At 61.6% G+C, this 14,596-nt stretch carries 10 protein-coding genes; 8 read left to right on the top strand and 2 right to left on the bottom strand.

The window, feature by feature from the left end; translation table 11 throughout:
- The first annotated feature begins 115 nt into the window (after positions 1-115).
- Together ACOAP0_RS09620 and ACOAP0_RS09615 are read left to right on the top strand one after the other, a co-directional pair.
- Positions 116-1,396 (top strand): efflux RND transporter periplasmic adaptor subunit, encoded by a 1,281-nt coding sequence (locus ACOAP0_RS09620; protein ID WP_087495620.1) that lies wholly within the window; start codon positions 116-118, stop codon positions 1,394-1,396.
- Positions 1,393-4,482 carry an efflux RND transporter permease subunit gene (locus tag ACOAP0_RS09615; protein ID WP_498376203.1) on the top strand — a complete coding sequence of 1,030 codons (3,090 nt, stop codon included), beginning with the start codon at positions 1,393-1,395 and terminating at the stop codon, positions 4,480-4,482. The genes ACOAP0_RS09620 and ACOAP0_RS09615 overlap by 4 nt, the downstream gene beginning before the upstream one ends.
- Here the strand turns inward: ACOAP0_RS09615 and ACOAP0_RS09610 are convergent.
- Positions 4,479-5,228: a TerC family protein gene (locus ACOAP0_RS09610; RefSeq protein WP_087495618.1), complete on the bottom strand. Its 750-nt coding sequence runs from the start codon at positions 5,226-5,228 to the stop codon at positions 4,479-4,481. The genes ACOAP0_RS09615 and ACOAP0_RS09610 overlap by 4 nt on opposite strands.
- A gap of 97 nt (positions 5,229-5,325) precedes the next feature.
- On the opposite strand from ACOAP0_RS09610, the gene otnI reads away from it, so the two are divergent.
- The 3 genes from otnI to ACOAP0_RS09595 are packed head-to-tail and all read left to right on the top strand — an operon-like array spanning position 5,326 to position 7,813.
- Entirely contained in the window at positions 5,326-6,138 is an 813-nt protein-coding gene (otnI, locus tag ACOAP0_RS09605) for a 2-oxo-tetronate isomerase (protein ID WP_498377768.1), read from the top strand.
- 17 nt (positions 6,139-6,155) lie between these two features.
- Entirely contained in the window at positions 6,156-7,142 is a 987-nt protein-coding gene (locus tag ACOAP0_RS09600) for an MYG1 family protein (RefSeq protein WP_498376201.1), read from the top strand.
- On the top strand, positions 7,139-7,813 hold the full coding sequence (locus ACOAP0_RS09595; protein ID WP_498376200.1) for an Mpv17/PMP22 family protein: 675 nt from the start codon (positions 7,139-7,141) through the stop codon (positions 7,811-7,813). The genes ACOAP0_RS09600 and ACOAP0_RS09595 overlap by 4 nt, the downstream gene beginning before the upstream one ends.
- Before the next feature lie 49 nt (positions 7,814-7,862).
- Here the strand turns inward: ACOAP0_RS09595 and ACOAP0_RS09590 are convergent, their stop codons facing one another.
- Positions 7,863-8,471 carry a tRNA-uridine aminocarboxypropyltransferase gene (locus ACOAP0_RS09590; protein ID WP_498376199.1) on the bottom strand — a complete coding sequence of 203 codons (609 nt, stop codon included), beginning with the start codon at positions 8,469-8,471 and terminating at the stop codon, positions 7,863-7,865.
- 100 nt (positions 8,472-8,571) lie between these two features.
- Between ACOAP0_RS09590 and ACOAP0_RS09585 the strand changes: the two genes are divergently transcribed.
- Genes ACOAP0_RS09585 through ACOAP0_RS09575 form a run of 3 tightly spaced genes read left to right on the top strand, consistent with a single transcriptional unit; the run spans position 8,572 to position 14,592 of the window.
- Positions 8,572-9,567: an ABC transporter substrate-binding protein gene (locus ACOAP0_RS09585; protein WP_498376198.1), complete on the top strand. Its 996-nt coding sequence runs from the start codon at positions 8,572-8,574 to the stop codon at positions 9,565-9,567.
- Positions 9,568-9,572: 5 nt separating this feature from the next.
- Positions 9,573-13,439, top strand: coding sequence for a hybrid sensor histidine kinase/response regulator (locus ACOAP0_RS09580; protein WP_498376197.1), 3,867 nt, complete (start codon positions 9,573-9,575; stop codon positions 13,437-13,439).
- Positions 13,429-14,592 carry a response regulator gene (locus tag ACOAP0_RS09575; protein ID WP_498376196.1) on the top strand — a complete coding sequence of 388 codons (1,164 nt, stop codon included), beginning with the start codon at positions 13,429-13,431 and terminating at the stop codon, positions 14,590-14,592. The genes ACOAP0_RS09580 and ACOAP0_RS09575 overlap by 11 nt, the downstream gene beginning before the upstream one ends.
- The last annotated feature ends 4 nt before the right edge of the window (positions 14,593-14,596 follow it).

Here is a 14,596-nt window from a genome sequence, read left to right as displayed (position 1 = left end):
GTCGGGATTGACGCAGTCAATTCACGCCTGTGCGGCCTATCATTAAAAATGAGGGCCAAACGCACGCGTTTGTGCTGCTTTCTTCCCATTATTGCCACCTGTCGTTGCTCCGCCCATGAACCTTTACCGCGCCAAAGTCGTGCTGGCTTGTTCAGCCTTGCCCTTATTCATGCTGGGTTGCTCCGGCAAAACGGATACCGCGCCGGCTGCTGCCGCTTCGGGTGCCGCCACTCCCGCGGCTACACCGGCCAGCGGCGCTGCCAGTGCTCCGGCCGGCGGACCTGCCTCGGTGTCCACTGTGAAGGCGCAAAAGAAAGACCTGAACGTCACACTCAAAGCCACCGGCACCGTGGTGCCCCTGAATGTGGTGGATGTGCGCACCCAAGTCAGCAGCACCATCAAGGCGGTGCATTTCAAGGAAGGCCAGTTCATCAAGGCCGGCCAGTTGCTGTTCACGCTGGATGCACGGACTGACGAAGCCAATGTGGCCAAGGCCGCCGCGCAGCTGGCCAAAGACAACGTGTCGCTGGCGGATGCCAAGCGCCAGTTTGAGCGTGCCAAGCAGTTGTTTGCCCAGAATTTCATTTCCCAAGGCTCGGTAGATACGGCGCAAGCGCTGGTGGACAGCGTGAACGCCACGGTCAACGCCGACCAAGCCGCGCTGGATGCCGCCAAGGTGGCTTTGTCCTACTCCCGCATCGTGGCGCCTGCCTCCGGGCGTGCCGGTGCCGTCAATGTGTTCGTGGGCAGTGCCGTGCAAGCCAACGTGACCAGCCTGGTCACCATCACCCAGTTGGACCCGGTGGGTATCCAGTTCAGCATTCCACAGCGCAACCTCAGTGATGCCTTGGTGGCCTTGAAAGACGGTGCATCCGTGAAGGCCACGCTGGCCGATGGCGGCGGAACTTTCAAAGGCAAGCTGCAGTTTGTAGACAGCGCGGTGGATGCCAGTTCGGGTGCTGTGAAGGCCAAGGCCGTGTTCCCCAACAAGGACAACAAGCTCTGGCCCGGTGCCTTTGCAGAAGTGCAGCAGACCGTCACCACCATTTCCGATGCGGTGGTCATTCCGCTGGCTGCCATCGTCCAAGGCGCACGCGGTACCATCGTCTACGTCGTGGAAGACGGCAAGGCCGTGCTCAAGCCTATCAAGCTGGTGTACTCCGAAGCGGGTGAAGCCGCGGTCACCGGCATCAAGCCCGGCGACTCGGTGGTGCAGGAAGGCAAGCAGAACCTGCGCCCCAACGTGCCTGTGGTGGAGCGTGCCAAGGAAAGCAAAGACGGCAAGGATGCCAAGGGTGGCGCTGATGGCGGCAAAGACAAGCCCAAAGACGGCGAGGCAAAGGCCGGGGAGCCCAAGCCCGCTTCCAGTGATGCAGCAGCGCCCGTGAAGCCATGAGTATTTCCGAACACTTTATCCGCCGTCCGGTGATGACGGTGCTGCTGAACCTGGCCATTGTGATGGCCGGGGTGATCGGTTTCCGCAGCATTCCCGTATCGGCCCTGCCCAGCTACGACACGCCGGTGATCAACGTGTCGGCCGCCTTGCCGGGTGCCAGCCCGGAAACCATGGCCACGTCGGTAGCCTTGCCGCTGGAGAAGCAATTCCAGACCGTGCCCGGACTGAAGACCATCAGCTCCACCAGCACGCTGGGCAGCACATCGCTGACCTTGGAGTTTGAAGAGTCCCGAAACATTGACGCCGCTGCGGTGGACGTGCAGGCCGCCTTGTTGCGCGCTCAGCGTTCCCTGCCCAGCGACATGACCAACCCGCCTTCGTACCGCAAGGTGAACCCTGCGGATGCGCCGGTGCTGCTGGTGGCTCTGCAATCCCCCTCGCTCTCGCCCGCCGAGTTGCAGGACTATGCAGAGCACTTGATCGTGCCCACCCTGTCCACCGTGGATGGTGTGGCCCAGGTCAACGTGTTCGGTGCCAAGCGTTATGCGGTGCGCGTGCGCGTCAAGCCCGATGCCCTGGCTGTGCGCAACATCGGCCTTGATGAAATCAGCGCCGCACTAAAGGCGGCCAACGTCAACACCCCTGTGGGTACGCTCGAAGGCCCCAAGCAGACCCTGGTGCTGCAAGCCAACAAGCAGTTGCGCAGCGCGGCGGAGTTCGCGGACCTCATCGTGAGCACCAAAGGCGGCAACCCGGTGCGCTTGCGGGATGTCGCCAATGTGGAAGACAGCCTGGAAACGCTCAAGAGCTGGGCCACCCTGAATGGCGAGCCGTCCATCACTCTGGCGGTACAGCGCCAGCCCGGTGCGAACACCGTGCGCGTGGTGGACTCCATCCGCGCCGCCCTGCCTGGCCTGCAAAGCCAGATGCCAGCGTCCGTGAAGATGACGCCGGTCAACGACCGTTCTCTGTCGGTGCGCGAGGCACTGCACGATGTGACCCTCACGCTCATCGGCACCATCGCCTTGGTGGTGTTGGTGATCTTCCTGTTCCTGCGCCGCTTTGTGGCGACCGTGATCCCGACCTTGTCGCTGCCCGTCTCGCTGATCGGTGCAGTGGCCTTGCTCTGGGGCCTGAACTACAGCCTGGACAACATTTCTCTCTTGGGCCTGACGCTGGCCGTGGGATTGGTGGTGGACGATGCCATCGTGGTGCTGGAAAACATCATCCGCCACGTCGAAAACGGGGAGAACTCCTTCCAGGCCGCTTTGCGAGGTGCACGCGAAGTGGGTTTCACCATCATCTCGATTTCGGTGTCGTTGATTGCGGTGTTTATCCCCATTTTCTTCATGCCCGGCGTGATCGGCCTCTTGTTCCACGAGTTTGCGGTGGTGGTGGCCTTGTCCATCGTGGTATCGGCCTTTGTGTCTTTGACCTTGGTGCCCATGCTGGCCAGCCGCTTCCTGAAAGACGAAGCCCACATGAAGCCACCGGGTGTGGTGGTTCGTAGTTTTGAGCGTGCCTTCAACGCCACTCTGGCGGGTTACACCCGCATGCTGGACCTGGCGCTGGCGCACCGCTATGTGATTCTGGGCGTGGCGATCTCCACTTTTGTGGCTACTGCGTGGCTGTTGCAAGTGATCCCCAAAGGCTTCTTCCCGGAAGAAGACATCGGCCAGATTCAAGTGACCACGGAAGCGGCTGAAGACACGTCCTTCCCTGCCATGGTGGCTTTGCAGGAGCGTGCCGCCGAGATCATCCGCAAGGACCCGAACGTCGCGGTGGTCAGCTCCTTCAACGGGGGCAATGGGGCCCAAAACAGTGGACGCATGTTTGTGACCTTGAAGCCTCAAGGCGAGCGTGAACCCATGAAGAAGGTGGTGGAAGGCCTGCGCAAGAAGTTGCGCGGCGTGGCCGGTATCAACGTGTTCATGCGGCCCACCCAGAACTTGCAGCTCGGCGGACGTCAGAGCAAGGCGCAGTACCAGTACATCCTGCAAAGCATCAAGGCCGACGAGCTCAGCACCTGGGCCCAGAAGCTGCAGGAAAAGTTGCGTGCCGACCCGATGTTCCGTGACGTAACCAGCGATTCGCAATTGCGCGGCCTGCAGGCCCAGCTCAAGATCGACCGCGACCGTGCCAACTCCCTGGGCGTGTCTGTGGACAGCATCCGCACCGCCCTGTTCAGCGCCTTCGGCGAACGCCAGGTCTCCACCATTTACCTGCCGACTGACAGCTACCAGGTCATCATGGAAGTGGCGCCCGAGGCCAAGCAGGACGAAGCGGCCCTCAACAGCATTTATGTGCGCTCCAGCAATGGCAGCTTGGTGCCCATGAGCAGCTTCACCACAGTGGAGCGCGCCGTGGGGCCGACCTCCATCAACCATGTGGGTCAGCTGCAGGCAGTGACGGTCTCCTTCAACCTCGCTCCCGGTGCGGCGTTGGGCGATGCCACGGCCAAGATCGATGCGGCGCGTGAAGCCATCCAGATGCCGGTGTCCATCATCAGCACGTACGGCGGTGACGCCGCGGTGTTCAAAAACTCACAGGGCAGCCAGGCGATTCTGGTTATTGCGGCCTTGCTGGTGATTTATGTGTTGCTGGGCGTGCTGTACGAGAGCTATATCCACCCCATCACGATTCTGGTGGGCCTGCCTTCTGCGGCTACGGGTGCCTTGGCGACCCTGATGATTTTCGATCAGGATTTGACGCTGATTGCCACCATCGGCCTGGTGTTGCTGATCGGTATCGTGAAGAAGAACGCGATCATGATGATCGACTTCGCACTCGATGCCCAGCGCCACCAAGGCATGACGCCGGCAGAGGCCATTCGCGAGGCTTGTATCTTGCGTTTCCGTCCCATCATGATGACCACGCTGGCGGCCTTGATGGGTGCCCTGCCGATTGCCTTGGGCCTGGGTGCGGGCGCCGAGCTGCGTCAGCCGCTGGGCCTGGCGGTGGTGGGTGGCCTGATCTTCTCGCAGGCCATCACCCTCTTCATCACGCCGGTGCTCTACCTGATGCTGGAGCGCTTCAGCGGCACCGGCCCCATAGTGACGCCGGAGAACGCGCAGGTCGAGGTTTAAGAACTCTTCTGGGCCTTGCGCTTGGCGCGGGCCCGGATGTTCAAGGCTTCCACCGCCAGCGAGAACGCCATGGCCGCGTAGATGTATCCCTTGGGGATTTCCTGGTCAAACGCCTCTGCGGTGAGCGCCATGCCCACCATCACCAGAAATGCCAGCGCCAGCACTTTCACAGATGGATGGCGGTCCACAAATTCCCCGATAGGCTTGGCTGCCACCAGCATCACACCGACGGACACCACTACGGCCGCCACCATCACGCTGATCTGGTCAACCATGCCCACTGCCGTGATCACCGAGTCCAGCGAAAATACGATGTCGATGATGGCAATCTGCCCGATGATGGACCAGAACAGCTTGGCCCCCGCAGCCTTCATGACGGCGTCTTCCGTGGCGGCCGGGGCATGCTCGTCCCGCGCCTCCACTTCCACAAAAATCTCGTGTGACGCCTTGTAGAGCAGGAACAGGCCCCCGGCCAGCAGCACCAGATCGCGCCCGCTGAAGCCTTTGCCCGCCACGCTGAACAGGTCTTCAGTGAGGCCCATGACCCAGCTGAGCGAAAACAGGAGCAGCAGGCGCGAGACCATCGCAAAGCCCAGACCCAGTCGACGTGCTTTGTCGCGCAGCTCAGGCGGCAAGCGTCCCACCAGAATCGAGATGAAGATGATGTTGTCAATGCCCAGCACGATTTCTAGTGCGGTCAGCATGGCAAAGGCAATCCAGACATTCGGGTCGCTCAAAAATTCCATGGTTTTGTCCTTGTAAATGGAAAGGTTGTTCTGGCTGCCATCCTAGCCGCTTGATGTGACCTTGCGCCAGCGGGCGGACCAGTACACTTTCATCGCCATGCCCCGATTTGCCGCCAATCTTTCCCTGCTTTACAACGAGCACCCCTTTCTGGACCGTTTTGGCGCCGCTGCGCAAGACGGATTCAAGGGCGTCGAGTTTTTGTTTCCTTATGCGTTTGGGGCGGCGGACATTGCGGCACAGCTCCAAGCCCATGGCCTGCAACAAGTGTTGATGAACGCCCCGCCGGGTGACTGGGATGCAGGCGAACGCGGCATAGCCTGCCTGCCGGGCCGTGAGGCCGAGTTCCGCACGGGGTTTGCCAGCGCACTGGAGTACGCGCGGGTTCTGGATTGCCCACGCATCCATGTGCTGGCCGGCCTGGTGCCACCGGGCGCAGACCCGGTGGAGCTGGAGGCTGTCTACACCAGCAACTTGCTTTGGGCTGCCGGCCAAGCGGCTGCAGCGGGCAAGCAGGTGCTGATTGAGCCCATCAACACGCGCGACTTTCCGGGCTACTTCTTGCAGCGTCAGGACCAGGCCCATGCCATCGTGCGGGCTGTGGGTGCGCCCAACCTGAAAGTGCAGTTTGACCTCTACCACTGCCAGATCATGGAAGGCGATGTGGCCACCAAAATCCGCCACTACCTGCCCACCGGCAACGTCGGCCACTTTCAGATCGCCGGTGTACCGGGCCGCCATGAGCCGGATGTAGGCGAGCTGAACTACCCTTATCTGCTGGATGTGATTGACGAAGTGTCTGCTGCCTGCAGGTGGGATGGCTGGGTGGGCTGCGAGTACCGCCCCCGGCGCGGTGTGGAGCCCGGCGCTACGCACGAGGGCTTGGGCTGGCTACAACGCCGATCAGGGTAAGTCCCTAAAATCGGTGGATGACTGAAACCACCACTACCCTGATCGCTACCCACAGTGGCACCTTCCATGCTGACGACGTATTCGGCGTGGGCATTTTGATGGGGGTGTTTCCCTCGCACCGCCTGATCCGCACCCGCAAACAAGAGTTGATAGACACGGCCGATTTCGTGGTCGATGTGGGCGGCGTGTGGGATGCAGCGAAAGGCCGCTTTGACCACCACCAGCGTGGCTTTGACGGTGCCCGCCCAGCCACCGAGGTCGACGGTGCCATCGAGCCCGGTGTGGGCTATGCAAGTGCGGGCCTGGTGTGGTCTGCGTTTGGCACGGCCTACGTGCAAGCCTGGTGCAAGGGCCAGGGCCATGCTTTGGACGAAGCCGCCGTGGCGGAAGTGGTGCGCTCCATCGACCATTCGCTGGTGCAGTACCTCGACATCGTGGACACCGGGCAGGGCGATGTGTCGCCCGGCATCTTCGGCCTCTCCAGCCTGATTGCGCAACTCAACACCCACTGGCTCGAAGAAAAGGGACTGGACCACGCAGCCAAGGCCCAGCTTCTGGAAACCCGCTTCCGCGAAGCGATCGCGATCACCCGCAAGTTCCTGGACCATGCCATCAGCAAAAAGGTGGCACAGCTGCGCGCCATGGACACTGTGCGCCAGGCGCCGCGCCTGTTGGGTGGCCGGGTGCTGCACCTGCAAGAAGGTGGCATGCCCTGGACGCACGTGGTGCTGAACGAGATGCCTGAAGTGATGTTCGTTATCTATCCCGACTCCGATGGCGATCAATACCAGATCAAAACCGTGCCGGTCGAAGCCGGCTCATTCACTGCCCGCATGGACTTGCCAAAGAGCTGGGCCGGATTGCGCGATGGCGAGTTGGCTGCGGTGAATGGCGTGCTTGATAGCGTGTTCTGCCACCTCAACCTGTTCATCGGCGGAGCACGCAGTTTTGAAGGCGCGCTGAAGATGGCCGAACTGGCCCTGGCGGACGCAGCCGCCGCATGACGGCGCGGTCTACACCTTCCGCTCTGCAACAAGTCCGCGCGGCCATCCGCGCCAACGCGCTGCCGGGCGTGCTGCTCTGGTGCGGCTTGGCGGTGCTCTTGTTGGCTTATGCCACCGTACCCTCGTTTCAGCAGGGTCTGGCCCGTTGGGGCGACGTCAAACAGGCCTGGGGCCTCACCTTCGCGTTCGTGTCGTATGTGGTGTTTGCCGTGCTGGTGCCCGAGGGGCTGAGCGTGGCACTCGGTCGCCAGAAATGGACGCGCAAGACCACCATGGACGTGCTCTATGCCGCGCTGGTGTTCGGAACTATCGGTCTGACGGTGGATATTCTGTATGGCGTGCAGGTGCATCTGTTCGGCGAGCAGAGCGATGCCATCACCTTGGTCAAAAAGATGCTGTTTGACCAATTTGTGTATTCGCCGGTGTCCAACTACCTCATCGTCGCGTTGTTTGCCTGGCGCGAAGGCGGTTTCAGCCTCAAGACGCTGCGGCATCTGTTCTCTGCCGACTTTCTGGCGCACCAGTACCTGCCGGTGCTGATTGCCATGTGGTGCGTCTGGATACCCGGGGTGATGGTGATTTACTTCATGCCGACCGAACTCCAGTTTCCGGTGGCGTCGCTCATTCTGGTTTTCTGGATTTTGATTTTCAAGTTCGTGCGCAAGGGCTGAATGCTACAAATTTAATAGCTTCTCGCGCACATTCCATGAGCGCCAGAAGCTATTTTTGTATGTAATTCATCTGCCTGGCCACGAACGCATCAAAAGCAGCCAGCAGCGGTCGCCAGCGTTCTGTGTTGCGCTCCAGTTGCGTCAAGGCCGCACAGGTGGCCTCCAGGGTCGAAAGCTGGCCCGGTGCATGGGCCTTGCGGATCACGTAGCGGCCGGTCGGCACCTCGTCCAGGGCCAAACGCGGTAAGCGCTGCAGGCCCGGGCTCAAGTGCAGCATCTTGCGGCTCTTGCGCCAGGTGGCGTCCAGCACCACCAATCGCAGTGTCCCGGAGTGCACCAGCTGCGTGGGTTCCAGCAAGGCGGGTGCTGCATGCCCCTCATACGCGGTGGGGGGGTAGAGCAGCACGGTGGTGCGCGGTCCGGGCAGCAAGGCCTGCAATGCAGCATCATCAAATACCTCGCCCACCACGATGCGGCTGCCCGGTACGCTCAGATGCAGGAGGCGTGCGCTGTTTTTGGCATGGTGCACCTCCAGAGGGTGCTGGAGGATCAGCAGCTCGCAAGCGCTCGCTGTGGGCACCACCAAATGGCACAGGCAGGTGGCTTGCGGGCGCAGGCAAAGCGCGCAAACTGGGCGGCGTACAAGGGGTGCGTTCATAGGGGTGCTGGCGGATCGTACAGAAATTGATCCAGGTCACTTGTAGTCGCGACAAACCCTCACGTACACTAGTTCGAATCTACTTTACGAATGCCAAGCGATGCTGCCCCAGACCTTGGAGTCGCACTCCGCCATGTTGCACAGCCCCGGCCGCCGCCGCTGGTTGGCCGGTGGCATGGCTTTGGGGCTGGCACCTTTGCTGCCGGCGTGTAGCAAGCCTGTGCCGGTGATGCGGGTGGGCTCCATCGTGTTCCCTGGATACGAATTGATGTTCATGGCCCGGGAGCGTGGCCTCATCGACAGCCGAAAGGTCCGCCTGATCGAGATGCTGGCCAACACGGACACCCTGCGCGCCCTGGCTGCCGGCCAACTTGAGGGCGCAGCCCTGACCCTTGACGAGATGATGAGTGCCCGCGCCGATGGCGTGGACTTGCGCGTGGTGATGGTGATCGACATTTCCCAAGGCGCCGATGTGGTCATGGCCCGCCGTGGTGTCACCCTGGACAACTTGGGCGGCAAGCGCATTGCGGTCGAGGAGGGCGCCATGGGCGCCGTCATGCTCAGCTCACTGCTGCACGCTGCGCAACTGCGTGTGGAAGAAGTCAAGAAGGTGGCAATGACCCTGGACAGCAGCCTGAAGGTTTTCAGCTCGGGCAAGGTCGACGCGATTGTCACGGCCGAGCCTTGGGCGACCAAGCTCGAGGCCCAAGGCGCGCAACGCATTTTTGACAGCTCCCGCATTCCCGGACGCATCACCGATGTGCTGGCGGTGCGTGCCGATGTTCTTGACACCCAGGCAGATGCCATTCGGGCGCTTGTTGCCGCCCATTTTGAAGCCCGGCAGTTCTTTCTCGCCCAACCGGCGCAGGCCTCTATCCACATGGCGGCCCGACTACAAACGCCTGTTGAAGAAGTGCCCGCCTCATTGAGGGGGCTGCAGCTTCCGGATGCAGCGGAAAACCGGCGCCTCCTGGAAGAGGGTGGCAACTTTCACCGTACGGCCCTGGAGCTCCAGCGCGTGATGTTTGAGGCCGGGCTGCTGCGCAAGCAGTCCGGGCCGGATGAGCTGGTGGACACCCGTTACCTCCCGGCCTGAGCCCCATGACCGGCCACCGCTTTTCCCTTCGCTTTGCCTTGCCCCTGGGCTTGGCCTTGGCGGTGGTAGCGATGTTGCTGGTGTCCTTTTCCATCGGCATCTTGAATGACCGTGCCGCTGTCATGGAGCATCAGACGGACGACGCGATTCTGATCGCAGAGCACATGGCCCGTACGGCAGAGCGGGGCCTGACGAATCAGCGTGAGCAGGTGGCGGCCGACCTCGCGGTTGCGTCCACAGACCGTGCGGTGGTGGCCATGGTGGTGATTGACGCAGACGGCAAGGTAGAGCTGGCGCATCGCCTGGGCTGGACAGGCCAGCACGTGAGCAAGGTCATCCCCGGTTTTGACATGGCCCGCTTCAAGCGCGTTTCCTGGGGAAACCTGCCGGATGTCGAGGTCTCGGAGTCCCTCGCGCGGATCACGGTACTCACCCAGTACAACCTGCCTGTGGGCGATGCCGAGCTACGCAGCTCCCGCCATGGCGCCATCTATCTGGAGTACGACATTCAGCCGGACTTTGATCTGGTGCTCTGGCATGCGCAGAACCGCCTGTGGCCGCAGCTCGCCATTGCGCTCGTGCTGATCGTGGCCTTGTCCAGCGTCCTGAAACGATTTGTCATCCGGCCCATACGCCAATTGGAAGAGGCTGCTGCGCAGTTCACCTTGGGTGGAAGCCCCCGGGAGGCGCTACTTGAAAAAGGTCCGCGGGAGGTTCAACGCCTGTCGCACAGCTTTAACGCCATGCTCCAGCGTGTGGTCTCTGCCCAGCAGAAGGTGGCTTCCAGCCAGGCGCGTATGGAAGGCATCGTCGATGCCGCCATGGACGCCATCATTACCGTGGACCGTCTGCACCGCATCGTGGTGATGAACCGGGCGGCACTGGATTTGTTCGGGTACGAGTTGGAAGAGGTGCTCGGCAAGTCCGTCGAGATGTTGATTCCCCATGACACCAGGCACCACCATGGCGGTGACATGGAGGCGTTTGCCATGACGGGCGTGACCCGTCGTCGCATGAGCGGGCAGTCGGTCGTTCGCGGCTTGCGCAAAGACAGTACGGAATTCCCGGCAGAGGCATCTATTTCCCACTTGGTGCTTGACGGGCAGGACCTGCTGACCGTCATCATGCGGGATGTGACAGACCGCCTGCGCGCAGAACAGGAAATCCGCACCCTCAACACCAACCTGGAAGACCAGGTGGCGCAGCGCACCGCCCGTCTGGAAAGCACGATGCTGGCGCTATCCGACGAAAAGCAAAAGCTCTCTCTCGCTCACGCCGAGCAACGCGCCATTTTTGAGATGGCCACTGTGGGCATTGTGCTCATGGTGAACCGGGTAGTGGTGCAGTGCAACCGCAACTTGGAAGAGCTGTTCGGCTATGCACCCGGCGAGCTGCTGGGACAGCCCACCCGTTGCTGGTATCCGAGCGAGGAAAGCTATGAGGCCATGGGGCGGGATGTGCAGGCATTGAAGGATGGCGGTCGCCTTCAGAACACCGAGATGCAGATGGTGCGCAAAGACGGCACGATGTTTTGGGCGCGGGTGTCGGCCCGGGTGTTTGCTACGCCGGACCACCGGAACGCCGTGCTGGGCGTGCTGGAGGACATCACACCGTCGTACGAGGCGCGCCAGGCCATTGAACACGCCCACCAGCAGGCGGAAGAAGCCAACCGCGCCAAGAGCAGCTTCCTGGCCAATATGAGCCATGAAATCCGCACGCCCATGAACGCCATCATGGGCATGTCGTATCTGGTTCAGAAAACTGAGCTCAACGAGCGGCAGCGCGGCTACCTGAACAAGATCCAGTCATCCAGTCAGCACCTGCTGGGCATCATCAACGACATCCTCGATTACTCGAAGATTGAGGCTGGCAAACTGGGCATCGAGCACATCGAATTCGAGCTGGACAAAGTGCTGGACAACCTGGCCGGGTTGGTCGGCGACAAGGCCGCTTCCAAGGGGCTGGAGCTGGTATTTGATGTGGACAAGCAAGTACCCCTGCAGTTGGTGGGTGACCCCTTGCGCCTGGGGCAGATTCTGGTGAACTACGCCAACAACGCCGTGAAGTTCACGGAGCGGGGCGAGATCGACATACGAGTGCGGGTGCAGGAGGAAAGTACCTCGCATGTGGTGCTGCACTTTGCGGTGCGTGACACCGGCATCGGCATCAGTGAAGAGCAGAAGTCGGTGTTGTTCCAGAGTTTCCAGCAAGCTGATGCCTCTACCACCCGCAAGTTCGGTGGCACCGGTCTGGGGTTGGCGATCTCGCGGCAGTTGGCCCAGATGATGGAGGGCGAGGTCGGTGTGGACAGCACCTTCGGCCAGGGCAGTACCTTCTGGTTCACGGCACGGCTGCAAAAGGGCATCAGTACCGGCAGGGCCCGGGTGCTGCGCAGCGAGCTCTACGGAAAGCGGGTGCTGGTGGTGGACGACAACGACAGTGCCCGCACGCTTTTGCAGACCATGTTGCAGGACCTGAATCTGGTCGCAGAGGCTGTGGATGCAGGGCCCGCGGCATTGGATGCGGTTTACAAGTCCGCGCAAGCGGGCCAGCCCTTTGAAATTGTGTTTCTGGACTGGCAGATGCCCGGCATGAGCGGGGTCGAGTTGGCACAGCGCCTGCAGGCTCTGCCGCTGGAGGTGACGCCACGCCTGGTACTGGTCACTGGTTACGGGCGTGAAGAGGTGTTGAGCAGCGCGGAGGCTGCCGGGATCCAAACCGTGCTGGTCAAGCCGGTCAGTGCATCCATGCTGTTTGACAGTGTGGCCCGCGAGCTCAGTGGTGCACCCGCACCGGTCCAGGCCTTTGGTACTATGCCCCCTGGTGAGGGGCTTGCCCGTTTGCGCGGTGCCCGCGTGTTGCTGGTGGAAGACAACGAACTGAATCAGGAAGTCGCGACCGAGTTGTTACAGGGTGTCGGTGTGGAGGTTGCTGTGGCCCACAACGGACAAGAGGCGGTGGAGCAGGTGCAAGCGGGCCGGTTCGATCTGGTGCTGATGGACATGCAAATGCCGGTGATGGACGGCTTGACCGCCACACGCACCATCCGGCGCGATGAGGCGTTATCCGGCTTGCCCATCATCGCGATGACGGCCAACGCCATGGCGTCGGACCGCGAGGCGTGCCTGGCGGCTGGCATGAACGACCATCTGGCCAAGCCCATTGAACCGGAGCACTTGTTTGCCAGCTTGTTGCATTGGCTGGCGGGGCGCACGCCCGCACCGTTGGCCGGGCAAGCACCTGCAGCCGCCACCCACGAAGAGAGCACGCTGCAACTGCCCGTGGTGGAGGGGCTGGACACACGGGCCGGCCTGCGCCGCGTCATGGGCAAACGGGCGGTGTACCTGTCCTTGCTGCACAAGTTTGTACAGGGCCAGGGCGATGCCATTCCACGGCTTCAACAAGCGCTGGACCGGGGTGACGCGGCGCAGCTACAGCGACTGGCCCATACGCTCAAGTCGGTGGCAGGCAATATCGGGCTTGGCGGCGTGCAGCAGCGTGCGGCGGATCTGGAACTGGCTGCATCAGGTCAGAACCCCGGAACGCAGAAAGCCGCGCTGGAAGCCTTGGCATCGATACTGGTACCGCAGTGGAAGGCCTTGCAAGCCGCGTTGGCGCTTGAACGGCCCGTCGAACCGGTGGATGAGGCGGTGGATCCTGTCAGACTCCACCATGTTTGCACACGCCTGCGCAGCCTGCTCGAAGATGACGATATGGAAGTGATTGAGCTGGTCAGAGACAACGAGGTCTTGCTGCGTGCGGCTTGTGCCACCCGGTTCGATGAGCTTCAGGCCCGCATCCACCAATTTGACTTTGAGGCTGCTGCAGCTATCGTGCGGGACGCGATGGAAGGAAACGCCCATGTCAGATAAACCCGCTGCGCTGCCATACCGCCCCACTGTGCTGGTGGTGGATGACACCCCCGAGAACCTGCTGCTCATGCAGTCCCTGCTGCGGGATGATTACAAAGTCAAAGGCGCCAACAACGGTGAGCGCGCGCTCAAGATCGTGGCGGGCGAAGCCCCACCGGATTTGATTCTGCTCGACATCATGATGCCCGGCATGGACGGCTACGAGGTGTGCCGCCGCATCAAGGCAGACCCCAAGGCGCGACATATTCCGGTGATCTTTCTGACCGCCAAATCCCAGACGGAGGATGAAGCCTTCGGTTTGTCACTGGGCGCTGCGGACTACATCACCAAACCTATCAGCCCACCCATTGTGCTGGCCCGGGTGCGCAACCAGTTGGCGGTCAAAGCGTCGGCAGATTTTCTGCGTGACCAGAACGAGTTTCTGGAGTCTGAGGTCAGCAAACGCACGCATGAGGTATCTGCCATTCAGGATGTAACCATTCTGGCCATGGCTTCTCTGGCGGAAACGCGTGACTCGGACACTGGCAACCACATCCGCCGCACCCAGCATTACGTGCAATCCCTCGCGCGCAAGTTGGCAGAGCATCCCAAATTCAGCACCTACCTCACGCCGGCCACGATTGCCATGCTCTACAAATCTGCGCCCCTGCATGACATCGGCAAGGTGGGTATTCCGGACCGCATTCTGCTCAAGCCCGGCAAGCTCACCCCTGAAGAGTTTGAAGTCATGAAAACCCACACCACCCTGGGCCGCGATGCCATTGCCCATGCCGAACGGGAGCTGGGTACCGAAGTGGCTTTCCTCACCATGGCCAAGGAAATTGCGTACGGCCACCAGGAGAAGTGGGACGGTAGCGGTTATCCGCAAGGCCTGGCGGGCGATGCCATTCCCGTGTCGGCCCGACTGATGGCGGTTGCCGATGTGTATGACGCACTCATCAGCCGCCGTGTGTACAAAGAGCCCATGCCGCACCCGCAGGCCGTAGACATCATCGCCCGCGGACGCGCGAGCCATTTCGATCCCGACATGGTGGATGCCTTCCTGGCCATTCAAGATCAATTCCTTGCCATCGCCAACATTTACAGCGATAGCGCGGACGACCTTCAACTCAAGGCAAACTATGCGGATGTGGCCGGTTTGCCCTATCGTTAAGGCC

Source organism: Curvibacter sp. Hmag1.1 (assembly GCF_059769165.1).
This window is presented reverse-complemented; position numbering and strand designations above follow the sequence as displayed.